Below are 14777 nucleotides of genomic sequence, written 5' to 3' on the forward strand. Positions count from 1 at the left end.
GCCGCGGCGTCCGGGGCCCGGCCGCGCCGCGGGACGGCGCTGTGGAGGGGACCGCAGGAACTCCCGCTGTGGAGGGTCAGCTGCCGAGCAGGCCGCCGCCCGCGGCGAGGACGACGGGGACCACGCCCAGCAGGATGAACGCGGGCAGGAAGCACAGCCCGAGCGGCAGCACCAGGCGCACCCCGAGCCGGGCCGCGGCCTCCTGCGCCTGCCGGTGCCGGTCGGCGCGCACGGCCGCGGCCGCCCGCCGCAACAGGGGGCCCGGGGCTGCGCCGTCCACCCACGCCGGCTCGAGCGCCTGGGCGAGGGGCCCCAGGCCGGGCGGCGCGCCCTCCCACGCCTCCGACCAGGACGCGCCCAGGAGCAACGCGGCCCCGGCCTGTCGCAGCGCCGGGCCGGCGCCGTCCGCGGACGCGCCGTGACGACGACGCGGAGCTCCGCCGGCCCCCCGCTCCAGCTGCGCGCGCGTGCCGGCCGGCCACCGCCCGCGGCCGGCCGGGGCCGGGTCGCCCAGCGCCCTCCCGAGCGCCTGCAGCGTTCCGGGCACGGACGCCCCGGCCGTGAGCGCCGCGTCGGCCAGGTCCAGCAGGACGGCGGCGTCGACCTCGGCCGGGACGGCCGGCGTCCCGGGGCGCACCCGACGGGCGGGCGACCGGGAGGCCGCCCGGGCCGGCAGGGCCCACGGGACGGCGGCGAGCAGGACGAGCGCGACGAGGACAAGAGCGGTCACGGCGGCGCCCCAGCGGCCGCCCGGTCGAGCGCGGCGACCCAGCGCCGGCCGGCCACGGACAGGGCGAGGCCTGCGAGGAGGCAGCCGGTGCCCAGCCCGCCATCGAGCAGCACCGGCAGGGGGTCCGCGCCGACCGCCACGCCGAGGGCGAGGCCGAGGAGGGGCAGCCAGCCGAGCAGGCGGGCCGTCGAGCGCGGACCCGCCAGCGCGATGGCCCGGGCGGCCCGGGCGTGCCCGGCCTCGGTGATGCCCTCGGCGCAGCGCTCCAGCACCTGCGCCAGCGGCGCGCCGCTCTCGTGCGTGAGCCGGCACGCGGCGAGGGTGCCCGCCAGCGCGGCGGCGCGCGCGGGGTCCCGCTCCCGGCGCCGCCAGGGCCGGCGGCGCGGCGGCGGACGGGAGGCGAGGTCCCTCAGGGCGGCCGGGACGCCGTCGTCGGGTGCGGCCGGCGGCCGCGACGTCGCCCCGGACGGGGCGGGCGGGCCCGTCGGGCGCGAACCCGCCGGGGCGGACAGGCCCGCACGCTCGAGGGTCTCCGCCCAGGCCGTCTCCACGTCGGCACCCGCGTGCAGCCGGGTGGCGACCTCGGTGACCAGGACGCCCAGGTCGGCAGTCGCCGCCGGGCGGCGCCGGCCCGCGCGGCCCCGGTCGGCCGGCCGCGGGTCCGCCGGCGAGCCCGGGCGGCGGCGCGGCCGCCACAGCAGCAGCGCCGCCGCGGCGGCGGCCAGCAGCCCGGCCAGGGCCGCCGTCACGGCGCCGCCCGGTGCCGGCCACGCGGTATCCGCGCCGGGGCGCCCGCCGCTTCCTCGAGCCCGAGCCGGCGCGCCAGCCGGGGCCAGCCCGGCCCGGGCACGGCGCCGCCCTCCGCGGGGACCAGCAGCGCGGTCTCGCACATCAGCTCGCCGCCCTCCCGGGCCAGCACCCCGACCTCGGAGACCCGGCGCCCGGCCGCGTCCCGGCGCAGGTGCACCACGGCGTCCAGGGCGCTGACCGCCTGGGCGGCGACGGCCGCGTCGCCGAGACCGGCCAGCGCGCCCAGGGCCACCAGCCGGGCCGGGACGTCCGCGGGCGCGTTGGCGTGCACGGTCGCCCACCCACCCTCGTGCCCGGTGTTCAGGGCGCCGAGGACGTCGCGGACCTCCGCGCCGCGACACTCGCCCAGCACCAGCCGGTCGGGCCGCATCCGCAGCGCCGCCCGGACCAGGGCGCCGAGCGGCACCTCCCCCACCTGCTGGACGTTGGCGCGGCGCACCTGCAGGTGGACCACGTGGGGATGGTCGGGACGCAGCTCCGCGGACTCCTCGATGCACACGATCCGTTCCGTGGCGGGCACCAGCGACAGCAGGCTGGCCAGCAGGGTGGTCTTCCCCGACCCGGTGGCGCCGGAGACCAGCACGTTGGCCCGCCGGCGCACCAGGGCCCGCAGCACCGGCGCGACGGCGGCCGGCACGGTCCCGCGCGCCGCGAGCTCCGCGAGGGTGAAGGCGCGCGCCCGGTGGGTGCGCAGGGAGATCAGCGTCCCGCCGGCGGCGAGCGGGGGCAGCACCGCGTGCAGGCGCGTGCCGTCCGGCAGCGTGCCGTCGACCACCGGGCTGGCGTCGTCCAGCCGCTGCCCGCAGGCGGCGGCCAGCCGGGCGGCGAGCGCCCGCACCGCCGCGGGGTCGCCGAGCGGGCCGTCCGCGGGCACGCGGTCCAGGCCGGCGCCGCGGTCCACCCACACGCCGGCGCCGCCGTTGACGAGCACGTCGGTGACGTCCGGGTCCTCGAGCAGCGGCTGCAGCACCGCGCCGGCGCCGCGCAGCTCCGCGCGCACCGCCGCGTCGAGCCGCAGCAGCCCGTGCGCGCCCAGCCCGCCGGCGCCCTCGCCGAGCACGTCGGCGAGCGCCTCGCCCCGCGCCAGGGCCGTGCGCACCTGCGCCAGCGGCGGCGCGCTCACGGGACCAGCCCGAGCAGGCCGACCAGCGCCCGGCCGGTGGCGCGCAGGTGGCCGCGGCGCTGGTCCCCCGGCGTCACCCCGTGCTCGATCCCGGCGGGCAGCGCCCGCTCGTCGCGCATGTGGGCGGCCAGCGTCAGCCCGGCGGCCGCGGCCAGCTCAGCCGCGTCCCCGTCGTCCGCCCCGCGCAGCACCAGGTAAGCCGGCCGCCCGGCCAGCGCGGGCGCGGCCGCCAGCACCGCCGCGCCGCCGCGCACCCCGCCGCGTGCGATCAGCACCACGTCCGAGCACCACCCCAACCACAGCTCGCGCGCCGGGCCCGGCGCGAGCACCTGCCGCGGGAGGTCCAGCACGACGACGTCATGGCCCTGGCCCAGCGCCCGCGCGGCCGAGCGAGTCACCAGCCCCAGGGGATCCGCGCCGCCGCGACGGTCGCCCGAGAGCACCCGCACCAGGTGCCACTCGGGCAGCGCAAGGGCCAGCCGCCGCGGCACCAGGGCGCCCTGCTCGCCGTCGAGGTCCGCCCACCGCTGCCCCGGGTCACGGTCCAGGCCCAGCAGCACGTCGAGGCCGCCGGCCGGGTCGAGGTCGACCAGCGCCGCCGCCAGGCCCGCCCCCACGCAGGCCCGGGCCAGCGCGGCGCCCAGCACCGTGGCCCCCGCCCCGCCGTGCGCGCCGACCACCCCCACCGTCCGCGCCCGGTGCGGCGTCCCGGTGGCCAGCAGCAGGTCCAGCAGCGCCTCGGCCCCCGCGGGCAGCACGACGACGTCCGGCACGGCCGCGGCGTCGGGCAGCCGGCGCAGCCGGTCCGGGGCCACCCGCACCGCCAGCCGGCCCTCGCCGCCGTCCTCCAGCACGACGACGGCGCCCGGCGGCGCCGGCCCGGCCGGCACCACCGTCAGCGCGGCGCCGGCCAGCTCGGCCAGCCGCCGCACCTGCGCCACCGTGCCCGGGTCGGCGGAGCGCAGCGCCACGCCCGCGGTCTCGTCCTCCGGCCTCATGGCCACCACGATCGGCGGCCCGGGCGCGGGCGGTGCGGCCCCGTGTGGACGGCGCCCGCCGGCCGCGGGGTGTGGACGGCCCGCGATCGCGGGACAGGGCCGGGCGGCTCTGGGAGATTGGGGCGATGCGGATCACCCACCTCGGGCACGCCTGCGTGCTGCTGGAGACGCCCGCCGCCCGGCTGCTCGTGGACCCGGGCACCTACGCGGAGGGCTTCGAGGACCTGCGCGGCCTCGACGCCGTGCTCATCACCCACCAGCACCCCGACCACGCCGACCCCGAGCGCCTGCCGGCGCTGGTGGCCGCGAACCCGGGCGCCCAGCTCCTGGCGGACGAGGACAGCGTCCCGGTGCTCGCCGGAATGGGCGTGACCGCGCGGGCGGTCCGGCCCGGGGACCACCTGACCGTGGCGGGGGCGGAGCTGGACGTGGCCGGCGGCACGCACGCCGTGATCTACGCGGACCGGCCCGGGTGCACCAACGTCGCGTACGCCGTCGACGGCGGCGCCTTCTTCCACCCGGGCGACTCCCTCACCGTGCCCCCGGGGGCCGTGGACGTCCTCGCCGTGCCGGCGTCCGGGCCCTGGCTGAAGCTGGCGGAGGCGATCGACTACCTGCGGGCGGTGGCGCCCCGCGTCGCGGTGCCGGTGCACGAGCGGACGATGGCCAGCACCCGGATGGCGTACGCGATGCTCGCGGAGTTCGCGCCCGCGGGCACCCAGTTCCGCCCGCTGCCGACCGGCGTCGCCGCCACGGTGTGAGGCCTGCCGTGGCAGGCGAGGTCCGGTCCGGGACCACGGGCGCGGGCACGGTGCCCGCGGAGGTAGGGCCGGCGGTTGCCGCGCGCGACACCGGGGCACCGCGAGAACCCGCCCGGGCGGCGGCCTTCTTCGACCTGGACAAGACCGTGCTGTGGAGCTCCTCGTCCGTGGTGCTGGCACGGCCGCTGCTCGCGGCCGGCCTGCTCAGCCGCTCGGACCTGGCCCGCTCGGCCGTGGCCCAGCTGGGCTACCTGTTCGTCTCGTCCAGCCACCGCCACAGCGAGCGGGTGCGCGAGCAGCTCAGCCGGACGGTCGACGGGTGGGAGGTGCACCGGTTCCGGGCCGTGGTCGACGGCGCACTGCGCACCTTCGTCCAGCCCTACGTCTTCCTCGAGGCGCTCGACCTCATCACCGCACACCAGGAGGCCGGCGCCGACGTCGTCATCGTCTCGGCCTCGAGCACCGACGTGGTGCGCCCGATCGCGACGATGGTGGGCGCCGACGAGGTGATCGCCTCGACCATGGAGGTCCGCGACGGCCGGTACACCGGGCGGATCGCCGACTACGTCTACGGCCCCGCCAAGGCTGCCCGCATGCGCGACCTCGCGGACCGCAACGGGTACGACCTCGCGGCGTCGTACGCCTACACCGACTCTGTGACCGACCTGCCGATGCTCGAGGCCGTCGGCCACCCGGTGGCGGTCAACCCGGACCGGGCGCTGCGCCGGGTTGCCGCGCGGCACGGCTGGCAGGTGCGCCGCTTCGAGCGGCCGGTGCCGCTGCGCGCGCAGGTGCCCCGGCCGGTGCCGCTCGGCGTGGGCGCGGCCCTCGCGCTCACCGGCGCCGCGGGCTGGTGGGTGCTGCGCCGGTCCCGCCGCTGAGGCCTCAGCCCGCGCCCACGCGGCCGGAGAGCACCGCCGTGGCGACCTCGGCGCCGAGCCGGGCGCCCGCCTCCAGGCACTCGGCCTGGTAGACCAGCCAGGCGGCGACGCCGTCCGGGGTGCCGGCGGCATAGCCGTCCAGCGCCGCGCGGTACCGCGCCGGCCCGGCGGCGGCGTGGGCGTCCGGGACCGCGACGCCGGTCGGCTCCAGCCCCGTGCGCACCGCGAGCAGCCGGGCCACCGCCCGGGCCAGCGCCGCGTTGCCGGTCGCGAACGGCCGCAGCGTCACCAGCTCGGCGTGCGCCACACCCACACGCACCAGCGCGGGGGCGTCCTCGGCGTCGACGACCGCGCGGGGCGTCCAGGCGCGCCTCCAGCTCGGCGCCGACGGGCGCCTCGCCCGGCCCGGCCTCCGCCGGCCGCGCCGTCGTCCGGGGCCGGCCGACGGCGGCGCCGTCCAGCCGGCCGGCCTCGGCGAGGTGGGCGGTCAGGTCGCGGTGCAGCCCGGCGAGCAGCTCCCCGGCCGCCACGGACGGGGACCGGCCGCCGCCCAGGTCGGGCAGCAGCTCCCCGACGTGCACCTGCGCCCGCCACGTCGCCAGGGCCAGGGCCTCGGCGGGGCGCGTCTCGGGCTCGGCGCCGGCGCCGGCGCCGGCGGCGACCCGCTCCCGCAGCCACGCCGCGTCCACCCGCGCGCCCTCCAGGGCCGCGCCGGCGACGGCGGAGCGCACCGCAGTCTCCGCCCGCGCCTCCCGCCACCGGCGGCGCAGGCCCTCGTGCCAGCGCAGCGCCGCGGCGGCCGCGCGGGCCCGGTCGGCGGCCTCGGCCACGCCGTCCAGCCGGTCGAGCGCGGAGAGCGCGGCGAGGACGTCGGCGGGCATGCCGCTCAGCGTAGGGCGCGTGTGACGCAAGGTGCTGAGGCCCTGGCGCGTCACCGCGTGGGGCTGGCTGGTGCGGTGGTGGCTGCCGCAGGCGGCGGCGCTGCTCGGCACCGGCGCGTCACTGACCTGGGGCGACGTCCCGTCGGTACCGTGGCACGGACGACCCAGGAGGCCACGTGACCACGCCCAGCCCTCAGCACCCCGACGACCTCGCCGGCGAGCGGGCCGACGTCGTCCCCGGCCCGGGCACGGCGGACCCCGGCCCCGCACCCGCGACCCCGGCCGAACACGACGACCTGGACTCCACCGCCGTGCGGCGCCGGCGCCTGCTCGGCCTCGGCGACGACGCGGCCCACCCGGACCGGCCCGCGCACGCAGGCGACGCCCCGGCGGCCGCCGACGCCGGGCAGGCCACGGAGCGCCGCGGGTGGCTCCCCACCTCCGCCGGCACGGACGGCCCGGACGACCGGGCGGGATCCACCGCCGCTCCCGGCACCGAGGAGCCCCCGGCGGCCTCCCGTCGCGAGCAGGCGGCGGCGCCCGACGTGGTGCTCGCCGGGGCCATGGAGACCCGGCCGCGCTCCCGGGCGGGGGCGCGGGCGGTCAGCGTGCTGCTGACCCTCGTCCTCGGGCCGGTCGGCTGGTACCTCGTCGCCGACGCCGGCGCGCGCCTCACGCTGTCCCCCGGCAAACCCGTGGGAGACCGGCGCGATCAACCCCGCCGCCCTGGTGGAGCTGGCCTGCGGGCTCGTCGTCGTGGCCGCCGTGCTCCTGGCCGCGCGCCGCTCGTCGCTGGGCGCGCAGGTCGTCGGCCTGGTCACGGCGCTCGCCGGCGCGGCGGTCGTCGCCGCGCCGGGGCGGGCGCGCGACCTCCTCGACACGCTGCCCGAGCGGCTGCACTCCCTCGGCGGGCTCGGCGCGAACCTCGCGCACCACCTGGTGGCCGACGCCGCGTCGGGCCGCCTGATGCTCTACGGGCTCGCCCTTCTGGCGGTGGGCGTGGTCGCCCGCGGCGCCCGCCGCGCGGGGCGGCGCGAGGAGCGCCTCCGGGCGGAGACCGAGGGCCTCGGGCAGCAGCACGGCCCGGGCGCCGTCCGCCACCGCACCCGCTGAGGGCCTCAGGCCGGCGCGGTCGAGCCGCGGCGCTCACTTCGCTATGTTGCTGCGTGAGCCGCGACACACGGCACGACCGCGCATTCGAAGACCCGGAGGACACAGATGTCCCAGCACGATGGCACGACAACCGCCTCCCAGGGCGGTCTCGAGAACCTCCTGCACGAGGACCGCTCCTTCCCGCCCAGCCCCGAGTTCGCCGCCCAGGCCAACGCCCGCCCGGAGATCTACGAGCGGGCGGCCGCCGACCGCGAGGGCTTCTGGGCCGAGCAGGCCCGCGAGCTGCTGAGCTGGTCGAAGGACTTCACGGAGGTGCTGGACTTCTCGGGCGCCCCCGTCGCGCGGTGGTTCGCCGACGGCCGGCTCAACGCCGCCTACAACGCCGTCGACCGCCACGTCGCGGCCGGCTACGGCGACCGGGTCGCGATCCACTTCGAGGGCGAGCCGGGCGACACCCGCACCATCACCTACGCCGACCTCAAGGACCAGGTGTCCCGCGCCGCGAACGCCCTCGAGGGCCTCGGCGTGCGCACCGGCGACCGCGTGGCGATCTACCTGCCGATGATCCCCGAGGCGGTCGTCGCGATGCTCGCCTGCGCCCGGATCGGCGCCCCGCACTCCGTCGTCTTCGGCGGCTTCTCCGCCGAGGCGCTGCACAGCCGGATCAACGACGCCGAGGCGCGCGTGGTGATCACCGCCGACGGCGGCTACCGCCGCGGCAAGGCGAGCGCGCTCAAGCCGGCCGTCGACGAGGCGCTGGCCAAGGGCACCCCCGTCGAGCACGTGCTCGTCGTCGAGCGCACCGGCCAGGAGGTGGCGTGGACCGAGGGCCGGGACGTGCGCTGGGCCGACGCGCTCGCCGCCGCGAGCCCCGAGCACACGCCCGTGGACGTCGAGTCCGAGCACCCGCTGTTCATCCTGTACACCTCGGGCACCACCGGGAAGCCCAAGGGCATCCTCCACACCACCGGCGGCTACCTCACCCAGTGCGCCTTCACCCACAGGTACGTCTTCGACCTCAAGCGCGAGACGGACGTGTACTGGTGCACCGCGGACGTCGGCTGGGTGACCGGCCACAGCTACATCACGTACGGCCCGCTGGTGAACGGTGCCACCCAGGTGATGTACGAGGGCACCCCGGACACCCCGGACAAGGACCGGTGGTGGGACATCGTGGAGAAGTACAAGGTCTCCATCCTGTACACCGCCCCGACCGCCATCCGCACCTGCATGAAGTGGGGCGCGGAGCACCCCGGGCGGCACGACCTGTCCTCGCTGCGGGTGCTCGGCTCGGTCGGCGAGCCCATCAATCCCGAGGCCTGGATGTGGTACCGCCGCACGATCGGCGGGGACCGCACCCCGGTGGTGGACACCTGGTGGCAGACGGAGACCGGGGCCATCATGATCTCCCCCCTGCCCGGCGTCACGGCCGCCAAGCCGGGCTCGGCGCAGCGGCCGCTGCCCGGCATCAGCGCGGACGTGCTCGACGAGGCCGGCCGCCCGGTGCCCGACGGCGGCGGCGGGTACCTGGTCCTCACCGAGCCGTGGCCGGCCATGCTGCGGGGCATCTGGGGCGACCCGCAGCGGTTCCAGGAGACCTACTGGTCCCGGTTCGAGGGCATGTACTTCGCCGGCGACGGCGCGAAGAAGGACGACGACGGCGACATCTGGCTGCTCGGCCGGGTGGACGACGTCATGAACGTCTCCGGCCACCGGCTGTCCACCACCGAGATCGAGTCCGCCCTCGTCTCCCACCCGATGGTCGCCGAGGCCGCGGTGGTGGGCGCCAATGACGACACCACCGGGCAGGCCGTGGTCGCCTTCGTCATCCTGCGCTCGGACGCCGTCCAGGGCGCGGACGTCGTCGGCGAGCTGCGCAGCCACGTCGCCAAGGAGATCGGTCCCATCGCCAAGCCGCGGTCGATCCTCGTGGTGGCCGACCTGCCGAAGACCCGCTCCGGCAAGATCATGCGGCGCCTGCTGCGCGACATCGCCGAGGGTCGCGAGGCCGGGGACGTCACCACGCTGGCCGACTCCTCCGTGATGGACCAGATCAGCAAGGGCATGCAGCGCTAGGGCACTCGGCGCCGGGACGGCGACCGTCGCGGCTACGGCCGTGACGGTCGCCGCGTCCCTCCCAGAGCGCGCCCGCCGGACGCCGGACCCGCCGCCGTGCGCCCGGTGCCCACCGCGGCCGAGACAGAGCTGCCCGGCTGAGATAGAGCTCCACGCGGTTCCATCTCCGCCGGAACGTTCGATCCCGACGAGGCGTGGTTCCAGTCCAGGCTCGTCTCGCCGGCGGTCCTCCACGCACAGCGGCCCGGACGGCGGACCCTCACGCCCGCCCGGCGCCGGCGGTCCTAACCTGGGCGTCGTGCCCGCCCCCGCCGAGAAGCCCGCGCCCGACGGCGCCGGGCACCGCCGCCGCGAGGTGCTGCTCGCCGCAAAGGACACGGTCGGCGTCGGCATGGGCTACCTGCCGCTCGGCGCCGCCTTCGGGGTGCTGCTGGCCACCAGCGGGCTGCAGTGGTGGTGGGCGCCGGTCTTCTCCGTGCTCATCTACGCCGGGTCGATGGAGTTCCTGGCGATCGGCCTCGTGACCGGCGGGGTGGGGCTCGGGCAGGTCGCGGCGACGACGTTCTTCGTCAACTTCCGGCACGTCTTCTACGGCCTGAGCTTCCCGCTGCTGAAGATCCGCTCCGGCGCGGGCCGGCTGTACGGCGTCCACGCCCTCACCGACGAGGCCTACGCGCTGCTCGCCACCCGCCCCCAGCAGGGAATGACTGGCACCCGGGTGCTCGCCACCGAGGTCTTCTGCCACCTGTACTGGCTCACCGGGTCGACCACGGGCGCGCTGCTGGGCGCCCGGCTCGGGCTTACCGCCGAGGGGCTGGGATTCGCGCTCACCGCGCTGTTCGTCGTCCTCACCATCGACGCCTTCCGCTCCTCCCCCGACCTGCCCACCCTCGTGATCGCCCTCGCCTGCGCCGTCCTCGCCCTCGTCGTGGCGCCGGGCAGCATGCTCGTGGTCGCCCTGACGCTGTTCGTGGCGGTGCTCGGGGCGCGCTTCGCCGTGACCGACCCCCGGCGGCACGGCGGCCGCGGCGACCCGCGCCGGGCGGGCGAGGCGGCGGCGCACGACCGCCCCGAGGGGGCCGGCGATGCCTAGCCCCGGACAGGTCCTGCTGACGCTGCTGGTCATCTTCGCCGTCACCTACGCGCTGCGCCTGGCACCGTTCCTCGCGCTGCGCCGGGTGCGCGACTCGCGGCTGGTGGGCTACCTCGGCCGCACCATGCCGCTGGGCGTCATGGCCGTGCTCGTCGTCTACCCGCTCTCCGCGGTGGACCTCACGACGGCCCCGCACGGGGTCCCCGAGCTCGCCGGGGTCGCCGTCACCGCCGGGCTGCACCTGTGGCGGCGCAACGCGATGCTGAGCATCGTCGGCGGCACGCTGACCTACATGGGGGCGCTCGCCCTGCTGTGAGCCACCGGCTGTGACGAGCGTCCCGTCCCCGCCCCGGCCGGGGGCGGGCCTGGGGCGACCAAGAAGGCGCTACCGTGCCTGGCGTGGTCGCCGACTCCAGCTGCGTGCTCCTCCCAGGGCCGTGGGAGCACCGCAACATCGCCGCCAACGGCGCCCAGTTCCACGTGGTGCTCGCCGGGCCGCAGCGGCCGGACCGCCCCGTGGTCGTGCTGCTGCACGGCTTCCCGGAGTTCTGGTGGGCCTGGCGCCACCAGATTCCCGCGCTCGCCGACGCCGGATACCGGGTGGCCGCGATGGACCTGCGCGGCTTCGCCGGCTCGGACAAGCCGCCGCACCGGCACGAGACCGCGGTCTTCGCGCGCGACGTGGCCGGCGTGATCCGTTCCCTGGGGGCGGCCGGCGCCGTCGTCGTGGGCCACGGCTTCGGTGGCACGGTGGCGTGGTCGATGCCGGCCTTCGCGCCCACGCTCACCCAGGCCGTCGCCGTCCTCGGCAACCCGCACCCCGCGCCGCTGCACCGCACCGCGCGGGTGCCGGCCCGCGCCCTGGCGACGCTGGCCCGCTTCCAGGTGCCGTGGTTCCCGGAGCGGGCGCTCCGGGAGGGCACCCTCGTGCCCGAGCTGCTGCGGGCCTGGAGCGCGCCCGGCAACGACGGCGCCGCCTCCCAGGCGGAGCTGTACACCGAGGCGATGCGGCTGCCGTTCGCCGCGCACAGCGCGATGGAGCACTTCCGGTGGCTCGTGCGCGCAACGCCGCGCACGGACGGCCGGCGCTACCTTGCGGCCGTGAGCGAGCCGGTGCGGGCGCCCGTGCTGAGCGTCCGCGGGGCGCAGGACCCGCTGCTGCCCGCCCGCGCCTTCGCGCGCGACGCCCTGTACGTCACCGGTCCGCTGCGCCAGCGGGTCGTGCAGGGGTCGGGGCACTTCCTGCCCGAGGAGGCACCGGACGCGGTCACCGACCTGCTGCTGGACTTCCTCGGCGCCCACGCGCGCGTGCCCTGAGGCCCGCGGCCGGTCAGGGCACGACGACCAGCGCCCGGGCGCGCTCGGGGTCCGTCTCGCCCTCGCCGAAGGACGGGCACAGCCCGGCCAGCACGCACGCCCCGCACGCCGGGCGCCGGGAGTGGCACACGCGCCGGCCGTGGAAGATCAGCCGGTGGGAGGCCATCGTCCACTCCTCGGCCGGCAGCAGCTGGGCGATGCGGGCCTCCACCTTGACCGGGTCCTTCTCCGTGGTCCACCCGAGCCGGCGGGCGAGGCGGCCGACGTGGGTGTCCACGGTGATGCCGGGCACGTCGAAGGCGTTGCCGAGGACGACGTTCGCCGTCTTGCGGCCCACGCCCGGGAGCTTCACGAGCTCCTCGAGCGTGGCCGGCACCTCCCCGCCGTGCCGCTCGACCAGCGCCGCGCCGAGCCCCTGCAGCGCGGCCGCCTTGGCGCGGAAGAAGCCGAGGGGGCGCAGGACCTCCTCCAGCTCCTGGCGGGGGGCGGACGCGTAGGCCGCCGCGTCGGGGTAGGCCGCGAAGAGGCCGGGCGTCACCTGGTTGACCCGCTTGTCGGTGGTCTGGGCGGACAGCACCGTCGCGACGAGCAGCTCCAGCGGTGTGCGGAAGTCGAGCTCGCAGCGGGCGTCCGGCCACTCCCGGGCCAGCAGGTCGTTGACGGCCGCGGCCTGCTCCCGGGCCGCCTTGAGCGACCTCGGTCGCGGGGGCGCAGCGCTCATGGCGCCCAGCCTAGGACGGCGCTCCCACGCGCCGACGTGTGCCAGCCCTCACCCCGGTGGCAGGATGGGCGGGAGAACGGCGGCACCAAGCCGCGAACGTGCAGTCGACGCCTGCCGGCAGATGGGACACACCGTGGATCAGAACGTCATCGGCTCCGTGCCGCTCTTCGAGGCGCTGGACGAGCAGGACCAGTCCGAGCTGCGCTCGGTGATGAGCGAGACGACGCTGCGCCGCGGCGAGATCCTCTTCAACGAGGGCGACCCCGGGGACCGGCTGTACATCCTCACCGAGGGCAAGGTGAAGCTGGGGCACACCGCTCCCGACGGGCGGGAGAACCTCCTCGCCGTGCTCGGCCCCGGTGAGCTGCTCGGCGAGCTGACCCTGTTCGACCCGGGCCCCCGCTCCACCACGGCGACCGCGGTGGCGCCCACGCGCCTGCTCGAGCTGCAGCACAAGGACCTGATGCAGTTCCTCGAGACACGCCCGTCCCTGGCCACGCACATGCTCCGCGCCCTCGCGCAGCGGCTGCGCCGGACCAACGAGTCGCTCGCGGACCTGGTCTTCTCCGACGTGCCGGGCCGCGTGGCCAAGGCGCTGCTGGACCTGGCGGACCGCTTCGGCGAGCGCACGGACGAGGGCATCCACGTGCCGCACGACCTCACGCAGGAGGAGCTCGCCCAGCTCGTCGGCGCCTCCCGCGAGACGGTCAACAAGTCTCTCGCCGAGTTCGTCTCGCGCGGCTGGATCCGCCTGGAGGGCCGGGCCGTGCTGCTGCTCGACCTCGACCGGCTGCGCCGCCGCGCCCGCTGAGCCGGCAGCACCGACGACGGCGCCCCCTCCGCGGACGGGGCGCCGTCGTCTGCGTGGGCTCCGGGCGGTCAGCGCACCGCCACGACGATCTCGACCTCCACCGGGGCGTCCATCGGCAGGGCCGCCACGCCGACGGCGGAACGGGCGTGCTGGCCGGCGTCCCCGAAGACCTTGCCGAGCAGCTCGGACGCGCCGTTGATGACGGCCGGCTGGGCGGTGAAGGACGGCTCGCTCGCCACGAAGCCGGTCACCTTCACCACGCGCGCGACCTGGTCGAGGCCGCCGAGCAGGTCGGCGACGGCGGCGAGGGCGTTGAGCGCGCAGGTTTCCGCGGCCGCCCGCGCCTGCTCCGGCGTGACGGCGCCGGCTGAGTCCCCCACCTTGCCCGTCACGGGCAGGGCGCCGTCGACCAGGGGCAGCTGGCCGGAGGTGTAGACCAGGTCGCCCTGGCGCAGCGCCGGGACGTACACGCCGGCCGGGGCGGCGACCGGGGGCAGCGTCAGGCCGAGCGCGGCGAGGTTCTCGCCCGCGCTCACTGCTGGCCCTTGGGCCGCTTGAGGTAGGCGACCAGGTTCGTCGAGCCGCTCGGGCCCGGGATGACCTGGACGAGCTCCCACCCGTCGGCGCCCCACTGGTCCAGGATCGCCTTGGTGTTGTGCGTGAGCAACGGAATCGTGGCGTACTCCCATGTCGTCATGCGCGCCATCCTAGGCATCGAGCCCGGGCCGGCCGGGTGCACGGACCCGGCCGGCCCTCGGCCGGGAGCTGGCGCCCGGCTCACCGCCCCCCGCTGGTACGGCGCTCGCGTCCCGCGCCCCGGCCGGCGACGACGGAGGGTCGCCGGCGCGCGTCAGACCTGCGCGCGCGTCCGGGCGATGATGCGCGGCGCGCGCTGGACCCGCAGCTCGGCGATGAGCTCGTCGTCCTCCCGGCGCAGCCAGCTCGCCCAGTCGGTCACCTCCGGGTACCGGCGCAGCAGCGCGCGGCGCTCCCGCTCCGTCAGCCCTCCCCACACCCCGAAGCTGGTCTGCGAGCTGAGTGCGTCGGCCAGGCAGTCCATGCGGACCTTGCAGCCGAAGCAGAGCTCACGCGCAGACCGCTGCGCGGCACCGCGCACGAAGAGGGCATCGGGCTGCCCGGTGGCACAGGCGGCCTGCGACGCCCAGGTCTGGTCGGCGTTGTCCCACATAGTTCCTCCTACGTCCGCGAGACGAGCCCGACGGTGGCGACATCGGGTCTCGGGCCGTCCGGTGGTCGGCGGACGGTTTTTGTCTACGAGTGACGTTATAGCGGGTGTGAAGGACGTCACGGAAGGGGTTTGTCGAAGTTTCACGTGTCTCGGCACAACATAGACGTCCGGGCGTGGTAAAGGCCCCCCGATGTGGGGTCTTGCGCTCCGCCGACCAGGCCCCGCGCGCACCGTCACGCCGACGTGGCCGGCCCCCCGACCCGCCGGCCGCCG

At 77.5% G+C, this 14777-nt stretch carries 17 protein-coding genes; 8 read left to right on the forward strand and 9 right to left on the reverse strand.

Translation table 11 applies throughout. The annotated features are described in order from the left end of the window. Positions 1-76: 76 nt before the first annotated feature. From ACF0H8_RS20780 to ACF0H8_RS20795, 4 genes are read right to left on the reverse strand one after another with little or no spacing between them, the layout of a single operon-like run. Positions 77-730: a type II secretion system F family protein gene (locus tag ACF0H8_RS20780; protein WP_395290740.1), complete on the reverse strand. Its 654-nt coding sequence runs from the start codon at positions 728-730 to the stop codon at positions 77-79. Continuing rightward, the gene (locus tag ACF0H8_RS20785; protein ID WP_395290741.1) at positions 727-1479 is read right to left on the reverse strand and encodes a type II secretion protein F; all 753 of its coding nucleotides are present in this window, start codon (positions 1477-1479) and stop codon (positions 727-729) included. Before ACF0H8_RS20785 ends, ACF0H8_RS20780 begins: the two co-directional genes overlap by 4 nt. After that, positions 1476-2663, reverse strand: a complete 1188-nt coding sequence (locus ACF0H8_RS20790; RefSeq protein WP_395290742.1) for a TadA family conjugal transfer-associated ATPase — start codon at positions 2661-2663, stop codon at positions 1476-1478. The genes ACF0H8_RS20785 and ACF0H8_RS20790 overlap by 4 nt, the downstream gene beginning before the upstream one ends. Next, positions 2660-3661 carry a hypothetical protein gene (locus ACF0H8_RS20795; RefSeq protein WP_395290743.1) on the reverse strand — a complete coding sequence of 334 codons (1002 nt, stop codon included), beginning with the start codon at positions 3659-3661 and terminating at the stop codon, positions 2660-2662. Before ACF0H8_RS20795 ends, ACF0H8_RS20790 begins: the two co-directional genes overlap by 4 nt. A 125-nt stretch (positions 3662-3786) precedes the next feature. Here ACF0H8_RS20795 and ACF0H8_RS20800 point away from each other — a divergent pair, with 125 nt between their 5' ends. Beyond that, positions 3787-4422: an MBL fold metallo-hydrolase gene (locus ACF0H8_RS20800; protein ID WP_395290744.1), complete on the forward strand. Its 636-nt coding sequence runs from the start codon at positions 3787-3789 to the stop codon at positions 4420-4422. Between the two features lie 8 nt (positions 4423-4430). Next, positions 4431-5303 (forward strand): HAD family hydrolase, encoded by an 873-nt coding sequence (locus ACF0H8_RS20805; RefSeq protein ID WP_395290745.1) that lies wholly within the window; start codon positions 4431-4433, stop codon positions 5301-5303. Between the two features lie 4 nt (positions 5304-5307). On the opposite strand, the gene ACF0H8_RS20810 is transcribed toward ACF0H8_RS20805, so the two are convergent. Further along, a complete protein-coding gene (locus ACF0H8_RS20810) occupies positions 5308-5622 on the reverse strand; it encodes a hypothetical protein (RefSeq protein WP_395290746.1) in 315 nt (104 codons plus the stop codon). Between the two features lie 1291 nt (positions 5623-6913). Here ACF0H8_RS20810 and ACF0H8_RS20815 point away from each other — a divergent pair. The 5 genes from ACF0H8_RS20815 to ACF0H8_RS20835 all read left to right on the forward strand — a co-directional run bounded on the left by ACF0H8_RS20815 (position 6914) and on the right by ACF0H8_RS20835 (position 11783). Next, on the forward strand, positions 6914-7297 hold the full coding sequence (locus tag ACF0H8_RS20815; protein WP_395290747.1) for a hypothetical protein: 384 nt from the start codon (positions 6914-6916) through the stop codon (positions 7295-7297). 105 nt (positions 7298-7402) lie between these two features. Continuing rightward, positions 7403-9373: an acetate--CoA ligase gene (acs, locus tag ACF0H8_RS20820; RefSeq protein WP_395290748.1), complete on the forward strand. Its 1971-nt coding sequence runs from the start codon at positions 7403-7405 to the stop codon at positions 9371-9373. Positions 9374-9671: 298 nt separating this feature from the next. Further along, positions 9672-10466, forward strand: a complete 795-nt coding sequence (locus tag ACF0H8_RS20825; protein WP_395290749.1) for an AzlC family ABC transporter permease — start codon at positions 9672-9674, stop codon at positions 10464-10466. After that, positions 10459-10782, forward strand: coding sequence for a branched-chain amino acid transporter permease (locus ACF0H8_RS20830; protein WP_395290750.1), 324 nt, complete (start codon positions 10459-10461; stop codon positions 10780-10782). Before ACF0H8_RS20825 ends, ACF0H8_RS20830 begins: the two co-directional genes overlap by 8 nt. A gap of 83 nt (positions 10783-10865) precedes the next feature. Beyond that, positions 10866-11783: an alpha/beta fold hydrolase gene (locus ACF0H8_RS20835; protein ID WP_395290751.1), complete on the forward strand. Its 918-nt coding sequence runs from the start codon at positions 10866-10868 to the stop codon at positions 11781-11783. A gap of 13 nt (positions 11784-11796) precedes the next feature. On the opposite strand, the gene nth is transcribed toward ACF0H8_RS20835, so the two are convergent. Then, positions 11797-12504 (reverse strand): endonuclease III, encoded by a 708-nt coding sequence (nth, locus tag ACF0H8_RS20840; RefSeq protein WP_395290752.1) that lies wholly within the window; start codon positions 12502-12504, stop codon positions 11797-11799. A gap of 121 nt (positions 12505-12625) precedes the next feature. Between nth and ACF0H8_RS20845 the strand changes: the two genes are divergently transcribed. After that, positions 12626-13315, forward strand: coding sequence for a Crp/Fnr family transcriptional regulator (locus ACF0H8_RS20845; protein WP_395290753.1), 690 nt, complete (start codon positions 12626-12628; stop codon positions 13313-13315). Between the two features lie 68 nt (positions 13316-13383). Here ACF0H8_RS20845 and ACF0H8_RS20850 read toward each other — a convergent pair whose 3' ends face one another. The 3 genes from ACF0H8_RS20850 to ACF0H8_RS20860 all read right to left on the reverse strand — a co-directional run bounded on the left by ACF0H8_RS20850 (position 13384) and on the right by ACF0H8_RS20860 (position 14504). Further along, positions 13384-13851, reverse strand: coding sequence for a RidA family protein (locus ACF0H8_RS20850; RefSeq protein ID WP_395290754.1), 468 nt, complete (start codon positions 13849-13851; stop codon positions 13384-13386). After that, positions 13848-14012, reverse strand: coding sequence for a DUF4177 domain-containing protein (locus ACF0H8_RS20855; RefSeq protein WP_395290755.1), 165 nt, complete (start codon positions 14010-14012; stop codon positions 13848-13850). The genes ACF0H8_RS20850 and ACF0H8_RS20855 overlap by 4 nt, the downstream gene beginning before the upstream one ends. Before the next feature lie 153 nt (positions 14013-14165). Beyond that, the gene (locus tag ACF0H8_RS20860) at positions 14166-14504 is read right to left on the reverse strand and encodes a WhiB family transcriptional regulator (protein WP_395290756.1); all 339 of its coding nucleotides are present in this window, start codon (positions 14502-14504) and stop codon (positions 14166-14168) included. Positions 14505-14777: the final 273 nt, after the last annotated feature.

It is taken from the genome of Georgenia sp. AZ-5 (genome assembly GCF_043952095.1).
In the GTDB taxonomy this organism is placed as follows: domain Bacteria; phylum Actinomycetota; class Actinomycetes; order Actinomycetales; family Actinomycetaceae; genus Georgenia.

Excerpts from the sequence above, each read along its gene's own strand:
- nth (WP_395290752.1), bottom strand. The coding sequence starts at position 12,504 with ATGAGCGCTGCGCCCCCGCGACCGAGGTCGCTCAAGGCGGCCCGGGAG.
- ACF0H8_RS20795 (WP_395290743.1), bottom strand. The coding sequence starts at position 3,661 with ATGAGGCCGGAGGACGAGACCGCGGGCGTGGCGCTGCGCTCCGCCGAC.
- ACF0H8_RS20845 (WP_395290753.1), top strand. The coding sequence starts at position 12,626 with ATGGGACACACCGTGGATCAGAACGTCATCGGCTCCGTGCCGCTCTTC.
- acs (WP_395290748.1), top strand. The coding sequence starts at position 7,403 with ATGTCCCAGCACGATGGCACGACAACCGCCTCCCAGGGCGGTCTCGAG.
- ACF0H8_RS20860 (WP_395290756.1), bottom strand. The coding sequence starts at position 14,504 with ATGTGGGACAACGCCGACCAGACCTGGGCGTCGCAGGCCGCCTGTGCC.
- ACF0H8_RS20830 (WP_395290750.1), top strand. The coding sequence starts at position 10,459 with ATGCCTAGCCCCGGACAGGTCCTGCTGACGCTGCTGGTCATCTTCGCC.
- ACF0H8_RS20855 (WP_395290755.1), bottom strand. The coding sequence starts at position 14,012 with ATGACGACATGGGAGTACGCCACGATTCCGTTGCTCACGCACAACACC.
- ACF0H8_RS20800 (WP_395290744.1), top strand. The coding sequence starts at position 3,787 with ATGCGGATCACCCACCTCGGGCACGCCTGCGTGCTGCTGGAGACGCCC.